Origin of the sequence: Pseudomonas sp. GD04019 (assembly GCF_029837695.1) — a bacterium.
Lineage (GTDB): Bacteria > Pseudomonadota > Gammaproteobacteria > Pseudomonadales > Pseudomonadaceae > Aquipseudomonas.
The window spans coordinates 194,175-214,074 of record NZ_JAOEEA010000001.1; the positions used below are offsets into that span (position 1 = coordinate 194,175).

The window sequence follows — 19,900 nt, forward strand, 5'->3', positions numbered from 1 at the left end:
CGCAGCACTCGGGGAAGGCTTGAGGTGGGCACGGTCCCGGCAAGGGGAATTGCCGGCAAGGCTACCCAGGCGATGCAATCGGGGAAAATGCCCATTCTCAATGCGGCCAATAGGCCGAGGCTATGCGCCTGGGGCAACCTGCCCCCTTGGCTATACTCGGATCACCCCCTCCCAGGCTGCCCGGCATGACTCTGCGCAAACGTCTGTTCTGGCTGTTCGCCCCGCTGCTGTTGCTCGCGCTGGGCTTCGCCTACCTGCTGTCGCAGAGCCTGATCCTCAGCCGCTTCGACCGCCAGGACGCGGCCCTCCTGAACGCCGAGGCCAAGCGCCTGCAGGTGCTGCTCGACAACAACCTCAAGCGCAACCTCGACCTGGTGCTGAGCTACGCCAAGTGGGACGACAGCTACGACTTCATGCGAGGTCAGAGCGCGGACTTCATGCGCCGCAACATGGACCCGGAAGCACTGCGGCAGATGAACTTCGACTTCATGCTGCTGCTCGACCTGCAGGACAAGGTCTACGCCGAGCAATGGCTGCCGCCGGACCTGCCGGACATGCTCACCCTGGGCGAGGCGCGGCCGCGCAGCTATGCGGGGCTGCGCGACGCCATCCTCGAACAGATCAGGCGCCTGCGCCATCCCGACAACCGCGAGGACCTGCGCGGCCAGATCGTGGTGATCCATGGCGTACCGCTGGTGCTGGCCATGGGCGGCATCAGCAATAACCAGGACAGCCTGCCCAGCCTGGGCACCCTGGTGGCCGGGCATTTCATCGACGGCGAGCGCGCCGAGCTGCTCCAGGCCCAGGTCAACGGCTCCCTGCGCCTGCTGCCGCCGGCCGAGCAGGACGACGGCTGGCATGCCCTGCCAATGCTCGGCAACACCAGCCTCAACCAGATCGAGATCAGCCCGCGCCGGGTGCTCGACGAGGACCGCCAGCAGCTCGATCTGTTGTTCCGCAATAGCCTGGGCGAGCCACAGCTGCGCATGGAGCTGACCGGTGAGCGGCGCCTGCATCAGGAGGGGCACAAGGCCATCGCCATCTTCCTCGCCGAGGCCACCGCGGTCGGCCTGGTGGCCTGGCTGCTGATCTACCTGGGCCTGGACTTCGGCATCCTGCGCCGGGTGCTGCGGATGAACCGGGAGATCGCCGCCATCGGCCCGGACTCGGCCCACCAGCGCATCGGCGATCGCGGCAACGACGAGCTGGGCCGGTTGGCCCAGGAGGTCAACCGCATGCTCGAACGCCTGGAGCAGAGCGAGCGACGCGATCGCGAGATTCTCGATGCGATCCAGGACGGCTACTTCGAGCTGAACCCCGAGGGCCAGATAGTCGCCGTCAACCGCGCCTTGTGCAGCATGCTCGGCTACCCCAGCGCAGCGCTGCTGAACCGGACCTTCGACATGATGCTGGAAGAGGCGGACATCGAACGCGCGCGCCAGCTGTTCGGCCAGGCCCGGGAGAGTGGCGAGAACATGCGCTTCGCCGCGCCGCTGCGGCGCAACGACGGCAGCCAGGGCTACTACGAAACCCGCTTCTCGCTGATCAGCGACAGCCAGGGTGGCTTCGCCGGCTACCGCGGCATCCTGCGCGACATCAGCGACCAGGTGGCCTACCAGAACCAGCTGCTGGACATGGCCTACCGTGACCCGCTGACCGGCCTGGGCAACCGCAAGGCCTTCACCGAACACCTCAAGCAGGCCTTGGAGCAGGCCCAGCGCAGCGGCAGCCGCCTGGCCCTGCTGTATCTGGACCTGGACCGGTTCAAGGAGGTCAACGACCGCTTCGGCCATGACATCGGCGACGACCTGCTGGTAAGCATCGCCGAGCGCATGCGCGGCACCATGCGCCAACCGGACCGGGTCTACCGCCTGGGCGGCGACGAATTCACCCTGCTGATGCCCGGCGGCAACGTCGAGGCCGCCTACAAGCTGGCCGGGCGCATCCTCGGCGTCTTGCAGAACCCGGCCTGCCTCGAAGGGCAGATCATCGACTTTGTTACGCCGAGTATCGGAATCGCCCTCTACCCGGACCACGCCGACGACCCGGAAGGCCTGGTCAAGGCCGCCGACAGCGCCATGTACGAGGCCAAGCGCGAGCGCAACCGCGCCTGCCTGTATCACCCGCGGCTGCTTTCTTCCTTTCGGCAAAGTGGTTAAGGTCGCGCGATTCCATTCTCGCGGAGCTTGCCATGCCCAATCCCGCCCTCTCCGGCCCGCAATACCTGGGCCAAGGCCTGAAGCTGGTCCTCAGCCCCGGCCTGCGCCTGTTCGTGCTGCTGCCGCTGGCCGTCAACACCCTGCTGTTCATCGGCCTGATCGTGCTGGCCATGCAGCAGTTCGGTGTCTGGATGGACAGCCTGATGCCCAACCTGCCGGACTGGCTGAGCTTCCTCAGCTACGTGCTCACCCCGCTGTTCTTCCTGCTGGTGCTGGTGATCATGTTCTTCACCTTCACCCTGCTGGCCAACATCATCGCCGCGCCCTTCAACGGCTTCCTCGCCGAGAAGGTGGAAGTGGTGCTGCGTGGCCGCGACGACTTCCCGCCCTTCAGCTGGGCCGAGCTGATGGCCATGATGCCGCGCACCATCGGCCGCGAGATGCGCAAGCTGGCGTACTTCCTGCCGCGCGCCATTCCGCTGCTGATCCTCACCTTCGTGCCGGTGCTCAACCTGGTGGCCGCGCCGCTGTGGATACTGTTCGGCATCTGGATGATGGCGGTGCAGTACATCGACTACCCGGCGGACAACAACAAGCTGGGCTGGAACGAGATGCTCGCCTGGCTGCGCGAGAAGCGCTGGCAGAGCCTGGGCTTCGGCGGCACGGTGTACCTGGCGCTGCTGATCCCCTTCGTCAACATCCTGGTAATGCCCTCCGCCGTGGCCGGCGCCACCCTGTTCTGGGTGCGTGAACGCGGCGAAACGGTGCCGGCGCCACAGTGAACACTGGGCTGGCAAGTTTTCTGGCCAGGCGCTTGCGCCTTGGCGATGAGCCCCGCCCCTTGCGGGGCGGGCATCGCGAGCCAACTAGTAGCCACTAGCCATCACCTACAGCCGCCGCAAAACTGTGCCGGACTGCTCTATCTCGATATCTTTACCGATGAAAGGGGCAGCGCTGCAGATATCCAACTGCTATGGTCAGGCTTCCGCACACCACGCTGCACCAAAGCCAGGGGGGCCAATAGATGGGACAGTCGCTGACCAACATGGAGCTGTGCAGGAATGTCGAGAGCGCCTTCCTCCCGCTTCGCTGTGCATGCCGCATCCCGGATGGCCGCTTTATGACGATCCAGATCCTCGCCGAGGGTTCCGACAACGTGGAGCTCACCGTGGTCGGCATCGATATCGGCAACCTGGGTGATGCCCAGCGGATCAACCAGTTGGTGAGCGATATCTGCTTCGACTACGAGCTGGCCAGAGACGGCGACGACACCAGCCCGACCGGTTACAGCCCCAACCTGCTGCACCGCTGATCTCCCGAGCCGGGCACGCCAGCCGCCGGCTGATCCCCTGACGAAAGTGTTACCGGCCGGTGCGGCCCTTCTGCACCGGCCTTTTCATTTGTGTTTCATGCCGCCGCCAGCGCCTGCCACGCGCCCTGTCACTACAAAGAGTGAGTCGGAAGATCACTCCTTCATCCGTTACCCGCCCCGCGCCGATTGATTAGCTTGGCCGCCGATCAACCACCACACACAGGGGTAGCGCATGACTACAACAACAAGGCGCGCGAGCTTCCGGCCGCATGCACTGGCAGCCGCGATCGCACTGGGTCTCTCGGGCGGCGCCCAGGCCGTGAGCTTCAACATCGGCGAGATCGAGGGCCAGCTCGACTCCTCCCTGTCCGTCGGGGCCAGCTGGTCCATGCGCGGCGCCGACCGCGACCTGATCGGCGCCAACAATGGCGGCGACGGCCTCGCCCAGACCACCGACGACAGCCGGCAGAACTTCAAGAAGGGCGAGACCTTCTCGAAGATCTTCAAGGGCATCCACGACCTCGAACTGAAGTACGGCGACACCGGTGTGTTCGTGCGCGGCAAATACTGGTACGACTTCGAACTGAAGGACGAGCAGCGCCTGTTCAAGGACATCGACGACCACAACCGCAAGGAAGGCGCGCAATCCTCCGGCGCGCAACTGCTCGACGCCTTCGTCTACCACAACTACAGCATCGCCGATGAGCCGGGCTCGGTACGCCTGGGCAAGCAGGTGGTGAGCTGGGGCGAGAGCACCTTCATCCAGAACAGCATCAACTCGATCAACCCGGTCGACGTCTCTGCCTTCCGCCGCCCCGGCGCAGAACTCAAGGAAGGCCTGATCCCGGTCAACATGTTCTACGTCTCGCAGAGCCTGACCGACAACCTGTCCGCCGAGGCCTTCTACCAGCTGGAGTGGGACCAGACCGTCGTCGACAACTGCGGCACCTACTTCGCCCAGGTGGACATCATCGCCGACGGTTGCGACGACAACCTGCGCGTGCTGGCACCGCAATCGGTGATCGCCGCCGGCTTGCCGCTGCTGTCCGCGTTCAACGTCGATGCCAACCAGGAAGGCGTGCTGGTACGCCGTGCCGGTGATCGCGACGCTCGCGACGACGGTCAGTGGGGCGCCGCGCTGCGCTATTTCTTCGAGCCGCTGGATACCGAGTTCGGCGCCTACTTCATGAACTATCACAGCCGCGCGCCGTTCTTCAGCATCGCCGCGGCCGACCAGGCCACCTACGACGCCGTGGGCGCCGTGCCCGTGCCAGCGCTGCGCGCCGTGGCCGCAGCCGCCAGCGCCAGCTACTTCCTGGAGTACCCGGAAGATATCCGCCTGTACGGCCTGAGCTTCTCCACCACCCTGCCCACCGGCACCGCCTGGCAGGGCGAGGTCAGCTACCGGCCCAACGCACCGGTGCAGCTGAACACCACCGACATCCTCTACTCCGGGCTGACGCCCCTGGCCGGCTTCAGCAACGTCTCCGTGCTGCAAGGCGTGCCGGGTCAGGACACCACCGGTTACCGGCGCAAGGAAATCACCCAGTTCCAGACCACCTTCACCCACTTCTTCGATCAGGTCATGGGCGCCGAGCGCTTCACCCTGGTGGGCGAAATCGGCGTGGCCCACGTCGGCGGCCTGGAGAAATCTTCCGAGGCACGTTATGGCCGCGACCCGATCTTCGGCCCGGGCGAACTGTCGGGCGATCGCCCCAACACCGCGGGCCCGCTGTTCGGCGCCGGCATCTCCTCCGCCTGCGAGGCCCTCAACAAGGGCACCCTGAACAACGGTGCGGCGGCCGGTGCCTCGCCGGAAAACGTCAGCAAGTACTGCGGCGACGACGGCTTCGGCACTAGCACTTCCTGGGGTTACCGCATGCGCGCCATCTGGGACTACAACGACGTGGTCGCCGGTATCAACCTGAAACCGAGCATCGCCTGGTCCCATGACGTCGACGGCTACGGCCCCAACGGCCTGTTCACCGAGGGCAGCAAGGCGGTCAGCCTGGGTCTGGATGCCGAGTACCAGAACACCTACACCGCCAGCTTCTCCTACACCGACTTCTTCGGCGGCGACTACAACACCTCGATCGATCGCGACTTCCTGGCCTTCAGCGTCGGCATGAGCTTCTGAGCCCCCTACAGAACAAGAAAGGTAAACACATGATGAAACGCACCCTCCTGCACACTGGCGCCCTGGCGCTGTCGCTGCTGGCCACCGGCGTGATGGCCAAGGTCTCCCCGGACGAGGCGGCCAAGCTGGGCACCAGCCTGACCCCGATCGGCGCCGAGAAGGCCGGCAACGCCGATGGCAGCATCCCCGAGTGGACCGGCGGCCTGCCGACCAACGCCGCCGCGGTGGACGCCAAGGGCTTCCTGGCCGACCCGTTCGCCAACGAGCAGCCGCTGCTGACCATCACCGCGGCCAACGCCGAGCAGTACCAGGACAAGCTGTCCGCCGGACAGCTGGCGATGTTCAAGCGCTACCCGGAGACCTACAAGATCCCGGTGTACCCGTCCCACCGCAGCGCCGCGCTGCCGGACGCGATCTACGCCGCGATCAAGACCAGCGCGCTGAACACCGAGGGCATTGACGGCGGCAACGGCCTGTCCGGCTTCGCCGACAGCCGCTACTACGCCTTCCCGCTGCCGAAGAACGGCGTCGAGGTGGTGTGGAACCACAGCACCCGCTACCGCGGCGGCAACGTCAAGCGCTACATGACCCGCGTGCAGCCCCAGGCCAACGGCGCCTTCACCATGGTCCAGTTCACCGACGAGGTGTCCTACCCCAGCAACCTGCCGGACCTGGACAAGAGCAAGGCCGACAACATCCTGTTCTACTTCATCCAGAACGTGACCGCCCCGGCGCGCCTGGCCGGTAACGTGCTGCTGGTCCACGAGACCATCGACCAGGTCAAGGAGCCGCGCATGGCCTGGCTCTACAACGCCGGCCAGCGCCGCGTGCGCCGTGCCCCGCAGGTGGCCTACGACGGCCCGGCCACCGCCGCCGACGGCCTGGCCACCTCGGACAACTACGACATGTTCAACGGCGCCCCGGACCGCTACACCTGGGAGCTGGTCGGCAAGAAGGAGATGTACATCCCCTACAACAGCTACAAGCTGGATTCGCCGAACCTGAAGTACGCCGACATCCTCAAGGCCGGCCACATCAACCAGGACCTGACCCGCTACGAGCTGCACCGCGTGTGGGAAGTGGTGGCCAAGGTCAAGCCGGGCGAGCGTCACATCTACTCCACCCGCCACATGTACTTCGACGAAGACACCTGGCAGCTGGCGCTGGTCGACCACTACGACGGTCGCGGCCAGCTGTGGCGCGTCGGCGAGGGTCACGCCCAGCAGTACTTCCACAAGCAGGTACCCGGCTATACCGCCGAAACCCTGTATGACCTGATCTCCGGCCGCTACTCGGTGCTCGGCCTGAAGAACGAGGAGAAACAGAGCTACGAGTTCGGCGCCAACGCCAAGGCCTCCAGCTACACCCCGGCGGCCCTGCGTCAGGCCGGCGTGCGCTGATCCCAGCAACACCACGCAACTCCGTGATTTGGCGGCCCCTCGCGGGCCGCTTTTTTATGCCCACGCATTTGCGTACTCCCGCCAGGCTCTGCAAGGATGAATCACGCCAACCCGTATTCGAGTGAACCCATGGCCACGTTGTCCCAGGCCGATCTGCCCCGCCTGCCCCCCGGCCACCTGCCCCGCCCACGCCTGCGCGATGCGCTGCTGCAGGCCGACTGCCGCCTGCGCCTGCTCTGCGCCCCGGCCGGCAGCGGCAAGAGCGTGCTGCTCGGCGAGTGCATGCGCCAGCGACCGAGCGACATCCAGCTCATTCACCTCGACCTGCGCGGCCGCCCGCTCGGCGCCACCGATCTGCTGCGCCGCCTGGGCAGCGCACTCGGCCTGAGCGAGTCCAGCCTGGAAGCCACCGAAGATCACCTGTACCAGCTGCAACAGCCGCTGTGGCTGCTGCTCGACGACTATCCGCGCAGCCCCGACGCGGCGCTGGACCAGACCCTCAACAGCCTGCTGCTCGCCACCCCGCCCCAGGTGTGCTGGTGGATCGCCAGCCGGCGCCGGCCCCAGCTGCAGCTGGCACGCCTGCTGCTGGACGGCGAGCTGTTCGAGCTGGGCAGCCGCGAGCTGGCCTTCTCCGAGAACGAGCTGGGCGAACTGCTGCAACGCGCCGGCCACCAATGGCCGCGCCCCGCCGTGCTGGAACTGCTGGAGCAGACCCAGGGCTGGTGCGCCGGCCTGCGCCTGCGCCTGCTCGGCAGCAAGCCCGGCCAGGCGCTGCCGGCCGACGGCGGCGGCCTGCTGCTGGACTACCTCAAGCGCGAGGTGCTGGACGAGCTGCCCGGCGACTGGCAGCTGGCCCTCTATACCCTGGCCCAGTTCCCCTCCTTCGACCACGAGCTGTGCGAGCAGCTGCTCGGCGTCGGCGAAGGCGCGCAGCTGTTGAAGCAGCTGTGCGAGTGCGGCCTGTTCATCGAGGCCGTGGATCAGGACGGTCGCCTGCTGCGCGTGCAGCCGGCGCTGGCGCCGGCACTGGCCGGCCAGCTGCCGAGCAGCATGGCCAAGGCCCTGTTCCGCAAGGCCTGCCAGTGGTACGTCGGGCGCGAGCAGATCACCCCGGCGCTGGAATACGCGCTCAAGGCCGGCCAGCCGGAGGTGGCAGCCAGCCTGATGCAACGCTACACCCAGGATCGCCTGCTGCAGGGCCGCGACCTGGCCCTGCTGCTGGAATGGCGCCGCGAATTGCCGTCAACCCTGCTCAGCAGCACGCCGCGCCTGGCCCTGCTCAATGCCTGGGCCCTGCTGCTCAGCGGTCGGCTGGAGGAAGGCGAGGAGTACCTGGCGGCACTGGGACGCTTCCTGCCGCAGACCAATGCGCTGCGCCAGCAGGAACTGATCGCCCAGTGGAAGGCCCTGGCCGGCAAGCTGGCGTTCCACCGCGGCGACGCCGAGCGGGCGCGGCCGCTGGTGGCCGAGGCCATCGTCGAACTGCCCGAGCGTTCCTGGAGCCAGCGGCTGCTGTGCTACCTGCTGCAGGTCGAGCAGGCGCTGGCCGAGGGCCATTTCGACCAGGCCCAGGAACTCAACCGGATGGCCATCAAGGAGGCCCGCGAGCATGGCAGCCTGGCCTTCGAGAGCCTGCTGGCCCTGGAGCACGCCAAGCTGCTGGATATCCGCGGCGAGCTGCTGCGCGCGGAAACCCTGCTCAGCCGCCTGTACACCGAACTCACCGGCGCCTGGGGCAGCGAGGCCAGCCCCATGCGCGGCCGCACCCAGCTGTTGCGCGCCAGCCTGCTGCTGCAACGCGGGCGCTACCAGGAGGCCGAGACCGCCTTCACTTCCGGCCTGCGGGAATGCCAGGTGTGCGCCGACCCCGCCGCCGTCTGGGGCCACCTGGGCCTGGCCGAACTCAGCGCCCTGCACGGCGACATCGCCGACGCCTTCGCCCGCATCGCCGATGCCGAGCGGCTGATGCAGTACAGCCATATCAGCACGCACCTGTACCAGGGCCTGCTGGTGCTGATCAAGGCGCGCCTGTGGCTCGGCCAGGGGCGCCACGCCCAAGCCGAGAAGGCCCTGCGCGGCCTGCTGGCCGAGGCGCCCAAGCTGCCGCCATTCGGCGCCCCGGAACTCAATCTGCGCCTGCAGCTGGCGCTGGCCCATGCGCAACTGGCCGGCGACCAGCTAAGTGAAGCCCTGGAAAGCCTGCAGGCCCTGCTCAAACAGGCCCTGGTCGAGGGCCGCCGGCCGCTGGCCTGCGAAATCGGTTTCAGCCTGGCCGAGGGCCTGCACGCCAGCAACAAGCAGAGCCAGGCGCGCCAGGCCCTGCTCGATGCGCTGGCGCTGGCCCGGCAGATGGGCCTGGCCAGCGTCGAGCGCGCCTTCGCCCAGCGCAACCCGGCGATGATGCGCTGGGTCGCCGAGAGCGCCGGCACCGACGACGGAGCGCCGAGCGCCCTGCTCAGCCGCCGCGAGCTGGACGTGCTCAAGCTGATCGCCCAGGGCTACTCCAACCAGCAGATCGCCGAGAGCCTGTTCATCTCCCTGCACACGGTGAAGACCCACGCCCAGCGCATCAACTTCAAGCTCGGCGTGGAGCGTCGCACCCAGGCGGTGGCGCGGGCCAAGGAGCTGGGCCTGGCCGGCTAGCCGCGGCGCTGTTCCAGCAACAGGCGGCGGCGCTCGCCCGGCGTCATGCCGAACCAGCGCCGGCAGCCGCGATTGAACACGCTCTGCTCGCTGTAGCCGAGCATGCCGGCGATCTGCGACATAGGGATGTCGCGCTCGGCCAGGTAGAAATCGGCGCGCTCGCGGCGAATACCCTCGACCAGCTCATCGAACCTGTGCCCCAGCTCGGCCAGCTGACGCTGCAGGCTGCGCTGGTGCAGGCCGAGCTGCTCGGCGATCAGCGGCAGGCGGCACTGCTGGATCGGCAACAGGCGCAACACCAGACGGCGCACCTGCTCCAGCAGGTCGGAAGAACCCAGCAGGTGGATATGGCTGAGGTACTGCACCAGGGTGCGGTGCAGGGCCGGGTCCTGCCGTTCGATGCGCTGGCCCAGCTGGCGCTCGCTGATCACCAGCGCGTTGCGCGCCTGGCCCAGGTACACCTCGCTGGCGAAATAGCGCCGATAGCGCGCCTGGGGCAGCGGGCTGCCGCCGGACAGCAACACCACCTGGGCACTGAAGGTCGGGCCGCAAAGCAGCTTCATGGTGTTGTGCGCCACGCCCATGGCCAGTTCCGCCATCTGCCGCTGCGGCCCCGGCAGGCGCAACTCGATGACCAGGCTCGGCGCCCGCGGCTCGCTGAGGTCGAGATCGAGCTGGATGCCGGAGCTGTGGTAGCCGATGAAGCGCACGATCTCCGCCAGGGCCTGGCCGACGCTGGCCGAATTGCAGGCGATCAGCGCGATCGGGCCGAGCACGCTGAGGTGCTGGTACTCGGCCATGCGCAGGCCGAAGTCCGGGCAGTGCAGCTCGTCGGCCACCGTCTCCAGCAGCCCCACCAGAGAGCGGAACGGCACCCGCGCATCCTCGTCGTCGAGCAGTTCCGGGCGCACGCGAAAGCGCTCCAGGAAAGGCAGCGGGTCGTGGCCCAGCTGGCTGACCAGCTCGCGGAAGCCGCCGAAGGAGGTGGTTCTGATAAAGGGTTCCATGTCGTCAAGAATCAAATATCAGTCGTCAAAGATCAATCTTAGCGCGTCGGTTCCACCAAGAATCCGAACATCCCTCCAGCACTTCGGAGCCCCTCATGGAATTCGACTACATCATCATTGGTGCCGGTTCGGCCGGCTGCGTCCTGGCCAACCGCCTGAGTGCCGACCCCGCCGTTTCCGTGTGCCTGCTCGAAGCCGGCCCGCGTGACTGGTCGCCGCTGATCCACGCCCCAGCCGGAGTGGCCGCCATCCTGCCGACCCGCCACGTCAACTGGGCCTTCAACACCGTGCCGCAACCGGGCCTGGGCGGGCGCATCGGCTACCAGCCACGCGGCAAGGCACTCGGCGGCAGCAGCTCGATCAACGGCATGATCTACATCCGCGGCCACCACAGCGACTACGACGACTGGGCCAACCTGGGCAACGATGGCTGGTCGTTCAAGGATGTGCTGCCCTACTTCCGCAAGAGCCAGATGCACCACCTGGGCGCCAGCGAATTCCATGGCGGCGAGGGCGAGCTGTACGTCGGCCAGATCGAGGCCCACGCAGCCAGCCATGCCTTCGTCGAAGCCGGACAGAAAGTCGGCCACCGCTACAACGCCGACTTCAACGGTGCCGAGCAGGAAGGTGTCGGCCAGTACGACGTGACCATCCGCGACGGCCGCCGCTGGAGCACCGCCACCGCCTTCCTCAAGCCGATTCGCGAGCAGCGCAAGAACCTCACCGTGCTCACCGGTGCCCATGCCGAGCGCATCCTGCTGCAGGGCAAACAGGCCACTGGCGTGCAAGTGCGCCACAAGGGTCGCTCGACCGAACTCAAGGCGCGCAAGGAAGTGCTGCTCAGCGCCGGCGCCTTCGGCAGCCCGCAACTGCTGATGCTCTCCGGCATCGGCGCGGAGGCCGATCTGAAGCCCCACGGCATCGCCGTGCAGCACGAGCTGCCGGGCGTCGGGCAGAACCTGCAGGACCACCCGGACGTGATTCTCGGCTACAAGAGCAGCGACAACTCGCTGCTCGGCTACTCGCTGGGCGGCAGCCTGAAGATGGGCTCCGCGCTGGCCCAGTACATGGCGCGCAAGCGCGGCCCGCTGGCGAGCAACTTCGCCGAGGCCGGCGCCTTCCTCAAGACCGACGCGGCGCTGTCGCGCCCGGACGTGCAGCTGCACTCGGTGGTCAGCCTGCTCGACGACCACAACCGCAAACTGCACTGGGGACATGGCTTCAGCTGCCACGTCTGCGTGCTGCGCCCCAAGAGCATCGGCAGCGTCGGTCTGCAGTCGGCCGACCCGGCCGCCGCGCCGCGCATCGACCCCAACTTCCTCGGCCACGACGACGATGTACAGACCCTGCTCAAGGGCTACCGCATGGCCCGCGAGATCGTCGCCCAGGCGCCCATGGCGCGCTTCGGCCTGCGTGACGTGTTCAGCACCGGCCTCGACAGCGACGAGCAACTGATCGAGCTGCTGCGCCGCCGCACCGACTCCATCTACCACCCGGTCGGCACCTGCAAGATGGGCACTGACGAAGCTGCGGTAGTAGACAGCCAGCTGCGCGTGCACGGCATCGCCGGCTTGCGCGTGGTGGATGCCTCGGTGATGCCGACCCTGGTCGGCGGCAACACCAACGCCCCCTCGATCATGGTCGCCGAGCGCGCCGCCGAGTGGATCGCCCAGGGCTGATCCACTGCCCACCCGACAACAACAAGAGGACTCATCCGATGCGTCGTTCCCTACAGCGGCTCTGCGCCGCCGGCCTGACCAGCGCGTTGCTCGCCAGCGCCATCGCCCAGGCCAGCCCTGCCCCGACCCAGCCCGCCAGCGCCGCGACCCAGTTGGCCAACCAGGCCGTGCTGAACCAGTTGCCGTTCGCCGACAAGCAGGACTTCGAGAACGCCCAGCGCGGCTTCATCGCCAAGCCCGAGACCCTGACCATCAAGGACGCCAACGGCAAGGTGGTGTGGGACCTGGAGAGCTACAAGCAGTACATCGCCGCGGACAAGCCAGCGCCGGACAGCGTCAACCCCAGCCTGTGGCGCCACGCCCAGCTGAGCATGGAGTACGGCCTGTTCCGCGTCACCGAAGGCATCTACCAGGTACGCGGCTACGACGTATCGAACATCACCTTCGTCGAGGGCAAGACCGGCTGGATCGTGTTCGACCCGCTGCTCAGCGCGGAAACCGCCAAGGCCGCCTACGAGCTGGTCAGCGCCAACCTGGGGCAAAAGCCGGTGGTCGCGGTGGTCTACAGCCACTCGCACATCGACCACTTCGGCGGCGTGCGCGGCATAGTCGACGAGGCCGACGTCAAGGCCGGCAAGGTGCGCATCATTGCGCCCAAGGGCTTCACCGAACACGCGGTCAGCGAGAACGTGATCGCCGGCAACGCCATGGCCCGCCGCGCCGTGTACCAGTTCGGCGCCATGCTGCCGCGCAATGCCCAGGGCGGCGTCAACGCCGGCATGGGCATGACCGTGTCCGCCGGCGCCACCACCCTGATCCAGCCCACCGAGGAGGTCGAGAAGACCGGCCAGGAGCTGACCGTCGACGGCGTGCAGATGGTGTTCCAGATGACCCCGGGCGGCGAGGCACCGGTGGAAATGCACACCTACTTCCCGGCCAGCAAGGCCCTGTGGATGGCCGAGAACACCACCAACAACATGCACAACGTGCTCACCCCGCGCGGCGCGCAGGTGCGCGATGCGCTGCAGTGGTCCAAGTACATCGGCGAGGCCATCGCCCTGTACGGCGACAAGAGCGTGGTCAAGTTCCAGAGCCACCACTGGCCGCTGTGGGGCCAGCCGCAGATCGTCGACTACCTGAAGAAGCAGCGCGCCCTCTACAAGTACATCCACGACCAGTCCGTGCGCCTGATGAACCAGGGCCTCAACGCCGAGGAAATCGCCGAGACCATCAAGCTGCCGCCGGAGCTGGAGTCCTTCTGGCCGGGGCGTGGCGTGTACGGCACCCTAAAGTTCAACGCCAAGGCCATCTACCAGCGCTACCTGGGCTGGTACGACGCCAACCCGGCCAACCTCGACAAGCTGCCGCCGCAGCCGGCCGCGAAGAAGTACGTCGAGTACATGGGCGGCTCTGCGGCAGTGCTTGAAAAGGCCAAGGCCGACTTCACCAAGGGCGAGTACCGCTGGGTGGCCGAGGCGACCAAGCACGTGGTGTTCGCCGAGCCGGACAACGCGGCGGCGAAGAACCTGCTGGCCGACAGCCTGGAACAACTGGGCTACCAGGCCGAATCCGGCCCCTGGCGCTCGATGTACCTGCAGGGCGCCTTCGAGCTGCGCAACGGCCTGCCGCAGGGCGGCGGCACCGTCACCGCCAGCCCGGACGTGATCCGCGCCATGACCCCGGAGATGCTCTTCGACTACCTGGCCGTGCGCCTCAACGGCGAGCGCGCCGCGGGCAAGAAGCTGGTGCTCAACTACCGCTTCAGCGACCTCGGCAAGGACTACGCCCTGACCGTGGAGAACGGCGTGCTGACCTACGAGCCCAAGCTGGCTGCCAACGCCGACGTCGGCCTGACCATGAACAAGACCACCCTGGAAGACATCCAGCTGGGCAAGGCCACCCTGGAACAGAAGGTCGCTTCCGGCGAGCTGAAGTTCGACGGCCGCCCGCAGGCCTTCGGCGAGTTCATGGGCCTGCTCGACAAGTTCGACTTCTGGTTCAACATCGCCACCCCATGAGAGCCTCGCCGATAGTCGCCGGCACCCTGGCACTGCTGCTCGCCGGCACCAACCCGGCGAGCCACGCCTGCGGCTACGACGGCATGGCCATGGACCTGACCCAGGCCCACCCCGGTTCGCTGGACGTGGCCCTGGCCCTGCACCAGGCCTACCAGGACCAGGCGCTGGCCAGACCCGTGCCGCTGCCCGGCGGCTTCGGCATGCGCCGCGCCCTGAACATGCTCGGCAAGCTGCGCAATACCCTCGCCACCCAGGCACCGGCCGACAGCTTCAGCCTGCTCCTGGTGGAGTCCGGCCTGTGGGCGCGTTTCACGACAGACGACGAGCAGCTGAAACTCACCCCGCACCTGCCAGGCCCTGCGCCAGGCGACGCGGTGCTGATCACCGGAGAAGGCACGCTGCTGGCCCTGCAGAAGGGCCGCCTGAGCACCGAGCAGGCGCTGCAGCTGGGGCTGATTCGTCTGGATGCATCACCCGTGCAGGCTGAGAGCCTGGCAACGCGCTGGCAGGCCGCTTATCCCTGAGCGACCTTGTCGACGACTGTCGCTAATCGTGGAAAAGGGCGCAGGACACGCCTTTAACTGCCGGCTCGATCCATATCGGCCGCCGCGCAGGGTTGAACGCGCCGCAAAGCCATCCGCTGGAGAAACCAGGGCGCCCGGCAAACGGAGCGCCCTGCCCTAGCGTGCTCAGTGAAACGAGCGGATGCCTGTGGGCGCATCGAGGCCATGGGGAAGTCGCATGCCGCCAGCATCGACCTGTACCACTTCGGATACCTGCAGTTCATCGCTCACCGCACTCTTATCCGCGGGCAGTATCAATGACCAAGCCAGATCGATACGCGGGTCCTGGTTATTGGAGATGGGTGGGGTAACGGGTGGGGTGACGGGCTCCTGGGGCAGGATGGTGCCCACATTGCCGCTCGCCTCGGCGATCTGGTAGCCATAAACCGGCTTACCGGCGCTGTCGACGCTGATAATGCTCAAACCGCTGGAGGTTACCGTCTTGCCGGTACCGACGCTGGCGTTGTCGTAACGGCCCGTCGTCGGTGTGTTGAGCAATACCGCATCGCCGTCGATGCTGCCGGACAGCGCATAGTTGGCGGCGGACAAGGCGGCCGAGGTCGTGCCGTCATAGGTCTTGGCAACGGTGCCGACCAGTTGGGCACTGAGGGTCGGTGCCAGGCTGTAGAGGAAGCCATTGCCGCTACCTGCCACGGTGGTGGTGCCGTAACTGGCGTTGTATTGCTTGAAGTCGTAGTCCAGGCCCCCGCGGGTATCGCCCGCGGGATTTGCCGACCACACAAGCCAGCGCCCGTTGGGGGTGGAAAGGGCGTTGCTACCCACATTATTGATGAACGTCTGCCCGGCCAGCTCAATGGCGGTGCCGGTGGCCTGGGAGGTGATGCTGGCGTTCAGGGTCAAGTTGTTGCCGGCCTCCAACTTCAGTGCGCCGTCCACCGAGATGGCACTGTTGACCGTGATGTCGTTGCTGGCCTGCAGGGTCAGGGTGCTACCGGCGACGGCGGCACTGGCGATGGCACCGGGACTCACCGCCTGGTTGCCGGCACTGTTGTTCACCGTGCTGGCGAAGTCGGCGCCGCGCTGCACCAACCACAGGCTGCCGGCACTGCCGTGGCCATCGACCGTGGCATTCGGCGAACGCACCAGGAAGTTGTTGCCCGTCAGCAACTGGATGCCGCCGGAGCCGAGTTCGTCGCCGGCCTGCAAGCCCACCAGGGAGTTGCTGGCGGAGGCGTAGCCCGCCAGGCCGGTGCTGCCGCTGCCAATCGCCACGGCACCGGCATTCGGCGTGGAACCATTGGCACTCCAATTGACATAGGGCACCAGATAATCGTGGTTGGGCAGTACGTAGAGACCCGCCCGGGTGAGGCGATCGCCGGCCGCCCCGTAGAAAGTGTTGCTGGCGCTGGTCAGGCCGACCAGGGGCGCATCGCTGTCGATGAAGGTGATGGAGCCCGCGCTGACACCAGCGTCTGGATTCCTGGCGGTGAAGCCATAAACCACGAAATGGCCGTTGCCCAGGTCGAGCACGCCGCCTTCGGACCCCAGCGAGGCCCGCCGGTAGCCACCGACCAGGGCGTTGGTCGAGTCGATACTGCCGACGAAACTGCCGTCGTTGCTACCTACCGCCACATACCCTTGGCGGTCTCCCCAGAGCGCGTTGTTAAGGACGAACTTGCCATTGCTCAGCACAGTTATGCTCGGGCTCCAGGTGCCGGTCATCGCATTGCTGCTGTCGAAGATACCGGTGCTGGCCGCGCTGCCATCGCGCCACGCCACGTTCCCCGAGAAGTCATGCCACTGGAAGCTGCGGATCAGGTAGTTGCCGCCTGCCAGGGCGACGATGCCGCCATTGCCGACCTCGTCGTCGTCCAGGTCGCCGACCATGGAGTTGCTGGCCGACACGGCCCCGACCGTGCTGCCATTGCCGTTGCCCCAGGTCACCGCACCAACCTTGACGAGGCCGTTGACGACGTCGTTCCAGTGCTGACTGGTCACCACATAGTGGCCGTTGGTGAGGGCAGTGGCAGAAAAGCCCACATGGTCGTAGGCGCTGCTACCCACCAGGGAGTTGCCGGCATTGATGAGGCCGACCGTACCGCCGTTGCCATTACCCCAGGTGGAGGCCCCTACCTCCGCATTGATGCCATCGCTCCAATAGGGGCTGCTCACCACGTAGTGGCCGTTGCTGAGGGCCGTGGAGGTCAGGCCCACGCGGTCGTAGGCAGTGCTGCCCACTAGCGAATTGGCGGCGCTGATGACACCAGCTGTACCGCCATTGCCATTGCCCCAGGTAGCAGCGCCCACCTCCGGATTGAGGCCGTCGCTCCAGTAGGGGCTGTTCACCACGTAGTTGCCGTTGCTCAGAACGGTGACCCCGAAGCTGCCGACCCGGTCGTTGGCAGTGCTGCCCACCACAGAGTTGCCGGAACCGATGACGCCGGCCGTGGGGCCGGTCCCACTCATCCAGGTGGCGGCGCCGGCACTGCTGTTCCAATAGCCACTGGTGACCACCACGTTGCCGTTGGTCAACTCGACATAGCTCGGCTTGTCGTCATAGGGGTGGTTGGAGACGTAGCCCACTCTGTCCGCCGCGGAGCTGCCTATCACCGAGTTGCTGGCATCGACCACGCCAGTGGTGGGGCCGGAGCCACTCATCCAGGTGACGGCGCCGGTATCGAGGGTCGGCGTCAGGTGCCAGTGCTTGCTGAAGACCAGTACATTGCCGTTGCTGAGACTGACGATGCCACTGTTGAAGTTGCTGTCGGTGCCGACGAAATCGTTGGTCTGACTGCCCACCATGGAATTGGTCGCACCGATCACGCCCACGGTGGGGCCATCCTGGCTCATCCAGGTGACGGCGCCGGCATCGACGGCCACGCCGTTGTCCCAGAGGCTGCTCCAGGTGATCGCATTGCCCTGGTCCAACGCCAGGATGTTGGTACCCACATGGTCGCCCGCCGTGCTGCCGACCAGAGAGTTGCTGGCGCTCACCACGCCCGAAGTGGACTGGTTGGCATAGCCAAAGGTGACAGCACCGGCGCCGACCGCGCCGCCATTGTTCCAGTAGGCGGAGCCGATGAGATAGTTGCCATTGGCGAGCGTGCTGATCTTCAGGCCCACCCGGTCACTGGCGGTGCTGCCGGTGAGGGAGTTGGCGCTGGTGACGAAGCCCGACAGACCGGTGGTGCCATTGAACCAGGTTACAGCGCCGACATCGGTCAGTGCACCGTTGTCCCAATAGGGGCTGGCCACCGCCACGTTGCTGCCGGCCAGCGCCGCGACGCCGCCAGAGCCGATGCTGTCGCCCGCAGTGTTGCCGTAGAGGGCCGAGATCAGTCCCCCGGTAGTGCCGTTGTAAAGGAAAGCTGCGCCAGTGCGGATGTTGCCAAAATGGGCACCGGGCGCGCTGACGGCGATATTGCCGTTGTCCAGCTGCACGATATTGCCGTCACCATGCAGAGCCCCGGGTTGCGGGTTGGGGTCCGCCAAGTCGATGTAGAACTGGTCACTCACCGTGTCGGTGATCACCAGATTGGTGGGGTCGAACAGCACCTCGCCGCCCTGGCCGGCATTGACCTGCCCGCCGTAGTTGAGGGTGCCCTTGCTCGACACCTCGATGAAGCCGCGCTCGCCCGTGGTGGCCTGGCCGCGGAAGTCGGTGCGCTCGTCGGACCAGACCACGATGTCGCCATCCGCCCCCTTGGCGCTGAGGTTGCTGTGGGCGTTCACGCCGGTGGTGCGCGCGTTGCTCACCTCAGGGTTGGCCCCGTGGGCATCGCCGCCAATGCGGATCGAACCGCCCTTCTTGGTACCGTCGACCTTCACGGTGGCGGCCGCCAGGTTGACCGTCTGCCCGCTGACGGTGATCTCGCCGCCGCGCTGGCCGGTGGCGCTCAGGCTGCCGGATACGAATGACGAATCGCCGCCGTTGAAGCGGATCGAGCCGCCCGCGGCCGAGCCGTTGGCGGTGATCTGGCCCTGCGTGGTCTGCAGGGCACCATGGCTCGCGTCCAGCGACACCGCACCGCCATCGCCGTCGGCGTGGATGGCGCCGGCCTGGATGATGCCCTGGCCGGCCAGGCTGATGCGGCCACCAGTTTCGCCGCTGGCGTCCAGGGTGCCGGTATTGACCAGCCTGTCGCCTTCCAGGCGGATGACGCCGTTACGTGTGCTCAACGAGCCAGCCTCGACCACACCCTCGTTATTCACCACCGAGTTCAGCAGGCTGTCGGCCGCCTTGGCGGTGAGGATCACCTGGCCGCCGTCCGCCTGGATCAACTGCTTGTTCTGCGCCAGCGCCTGCAGGGCGCCCTTGTCCACCTGCACGCTGAGCAACTGGTCGCCGGCGAAGTCCAGGCTCACCTGCTCGCCCGCCGCCAGGGCCACGCTGCCAAGTCGGGCCTGGATGGTCCCCTCGTTGCTGACCCGGGCCCCGAGGAGGGCCACAGAGCCGCCGTCCTTGGCGGTGATGTTGCCCTGGTTGGTCACGCTGCCACCCTCGCCCGCGAAGGTGTAGTTGCCCGCCGCGAGGTCCTGGTCCGACAGATCCAGGGTCGATGCCACCAGGCCGCCGACGTTTACCTGGGAGCCTTTGCCGAAGAGGATGCCGTTGGGGTTGATCAGGAACACCTGGCCGTTGGCCTGCAGGGTGCCGTAGATGCTCGACGGGTCGCTGCCGACCACACGGTTCACAGCGATGGCGCTGCTGTTGGGCTGGGCGAAGCTGACCTTCTCTCCCTGGGCGATGTTGAAGCTGTTCCAGTTGATCGCCAGATTCTGCGACGACTGGGTCACCGTCATGTTGCCGCCGCTGCTGGCGATGCTGCCTTGTCCCAGGCTTACCTGGCCGTCCGTGGGCAGTGCCAGAGCCTGGCCGCTGGCGCCGACCAGCAGCGCGGCGAGCAGAATCCTGCCGCTGGCCTGCTTGCCCCGGCCACGGGCGTTCTCGGGAGCCGGCACGTAGGCGCCATGGGCAGCGTTCCAGATCAGGCGATAGGCGTGGTTCATGATGTCGG

General features: G+C 66.8%; 11 protein-coding genes. 9 read left to right on the forward strand and 2 right to left on the reverse strand.

Annotation, left to right across the window (positions count from 1 at the left end; all coding sequences use genetic code 11):
* Positions 1–185 precede the first annotated feature (185 nt).
* From N7607_RS01025 to N7607_RS01050, 6 genes are all read left to right on the forward strand, one after another.
* Entirely contained in the window at positions 186–2,159 is a 1,974-nt protein-coding gene (locus tag N7607_RS01025; protein ID WP_279866692.1) for a diguanylate cyclase, read from the forward strand.
* A gap of 32 nt (positions 2,160–2,191) precedes the next feature.
* Positions 2,192–2,941, forward strand: a complete 750-nt coding sequence (gene cysZ, locus N7607_RS01030) for a sulfate transporter CysZ (protein ID WP_279866693.1) — start codon at positions 2,192–2,194, stop codon at positions 2,939–2,941.
* Positions 2,942–3,204: 263 nt separating this feature from the next.
* Positions 3,205–3,471: a DUF1652 domain-containing protein gene (locus tag N7607_RS01035; RefSeq protein ID WP_279866782.1), complete on the forward strand. Its 267-nt coding sequence runs from the start codon at positions 3,205–3,207 to the stop codon at positions 3,469–3,471.
* A 232-nt stretch (positions 3,472–3,703) separates the two neighbouring features.
* Positions 3,704–5,608 (forward strand): DUF1302 domain-containing protein, encoded by a 1,905-nt coding sequence (locus N7607_RS01040; protein ID WP_279866694.1) that lies wholly within the window; start codon positions 3,704–3,706, stop codon positions 5,606–5,608.
* 32 nt (positions 5,609–5,640) lie between these two features.
* Positions 5,641–7,008, forward strand: a complete 1,368-nt coding sequence (locus N7607_RS01045; RefSeq protein ID WP_279866695.1) for a DUF1329 domain-containing protein — start codon at positions 5,641–5,643, stop codon at positions 7,006–7,008.
* Between the two features lie 129 nt (positions 7,009–7,137).
* The gene (locus tag N7607_RS01050; protein WP_279866696.1) at positions 7,138–9,654 is read left to right on the forward strand and encodes a LuxR C-terminal-related transcriptional regulator; all 2,517 of its coding nucleotides are present in this window, start codon (positions 7,138–7,140) and stop codon (positions 9,652–9,654) included.
* On the opposite strand, the gene N7607_RS01055 is transcribed toward N7607_RS01050, so the two are convergent.
* Positions 9,651–10,676, reverse strand: coding sequence for an AraC family transcriptional regulator (locus tag N7607_RS01055; protein WP_279866697.1), 1,026 nt, complete (start codon positions 10,674–10,676; stop codon positions 9,651–9,653). The two genes, N7607_RS01050 and N7607_RS01055, sit on opposite strands and share 4 nt — an antisense overlap.
* Positions 10,677–10,756: 80 nt before the next feature.
* Here N7607_RS01055 and N7607_RS01060 point away from each other — a divergent pair, with 80 nt between their 5' ends.
* From N7607_RS01060 to N7607_RS01070, 3 genes are read left to right on the forward strand one after another with little or no spacing between them, the layout of a single operon-like run.
* Complete coding sequence (locus N7607_RS01060; protein ID WP_279866698.1) at positions 10,757–12,340, forward strand: choline dehydrogenase; 1,584 nt, start codon at positions 10,757–10,759, stop codon at positions 12,338–12,340.
* Positions 12,341–12,378: 38 nt separating this feature from the next.
* Positions 12,379–14,358, forward strand: coding sequence for an alkyl sulfatase dimerization domain-containing protein (locus N7607_RS01065; protein ID WP_279866699.1), 1,980 nt, complete (start codon positions 12,379–12,381; stop codon positions 14,356–14,358).
* Positions 14,355–14,882 (forward strand): hypothetical protein, encoded by a 528-nt coding sequence (locus tag N7607_RS01070; protein ID WP_279866700.1) that lies wholly within the window; start codon positions 14,355–14,357, stop codon positions 14,880–14,882. The genes N7607_RS01065 and N7607_RS01070 overlap by 4 nt, the downstream gene beginning before the upstream one ends.
* Before the next feature lie 165 nt (positions 14,883–15,047).
* Here the strand turns inward: N7607_RS01070 and N7607_RS01075 are convergent, their stop codons facing one another.
* Positions 15,048–19,892 carry a filamentous hemagglutinin N-terminal domain-containing protein gene (locus N7607_RS01075; protein WP_279866701.1) on the reverse strand — a complete coding sequence of 1,615 codons (4,845 nt, stop codon included), beginning with the start codon at positions 19,890–19,892 and terminating at the stop codon, positions 15,048–15,050.
* Positions 19,893–19,900 lie beyond the last annotated feature (8 nt).

Bases quoted from the DNA above. Each gene is read 5' to 3' on its own strand.
- N7607_RS01025 (WP_279866692.1), top strand. From the start codon at position 186: ATGACTCTGCGCAAACGTCTGTTCTGGCTGTTCGCCCCGCTGCTGTTG.
- N7607_RS01050 (WP_279866696.1), top strand. From the start codon at position 7,138: ATGGCCACGTTGTCCCAGGCCGATCTGCCCCGCCTGCCCCCCGGCCAC.
- N7607_RS01075 (WP_279866701.1), bottom strand. From the start codon at position 19,892: ATGAACCACGCCTATCGCCTGATCTGGAACGCTGCCCATGGCGCCTAC.
- N7607_RS01045 (WP_279866695.1), top strand. From the start codon at position 5,641: ATGAAACGCACCCTCCTGCACACTGGCGCCCTGGCGCTGTCGCTGCTG.
- N7607_RS01060 (WP_279866698.1), top strand. From the start codon at position 10,757: ATGGAATTCGACTACATCATCATTGGTGCCGGTTCGGCCGGCTGCGTC.
- N7607_RS01040 (WP_279866694.1), top strand. From the start codon at position 3,704: ATGACTACAACAACAAGGCGCGCGAGCTTCCGGCCGCATGCACTGGCA.
- cysZ (WP_279866693.1), top strand. From the start codon at position 2,192: ATGCCCAATCCCGCCCTCTCCGGCCCGCAATACCTGGGCCAAGGCCTG.
- N7607_RS01035 (WP_279866782.1), top strand. From the start codon at position 3,205: ATGGAGCTGTGCAGGAATGTCGAGAGCGCCTTCCTCCCGCTTCGCTGT.
- N7607_RS01070 (WP_279866700.1), top strand. From the start codon at position 14,355: ATGAGAGCCTCGCCGATAGTCGCCGGCACCCTGGCACTGCTGCTCGCC.
- N7607_RS01065 (WP_279866699.1), top strand. From the start codon at position 12,379: ATGCGTCGTTCCCTACAGCGGCTCTGCGCCGCCGGCCTGACCAGCGCG.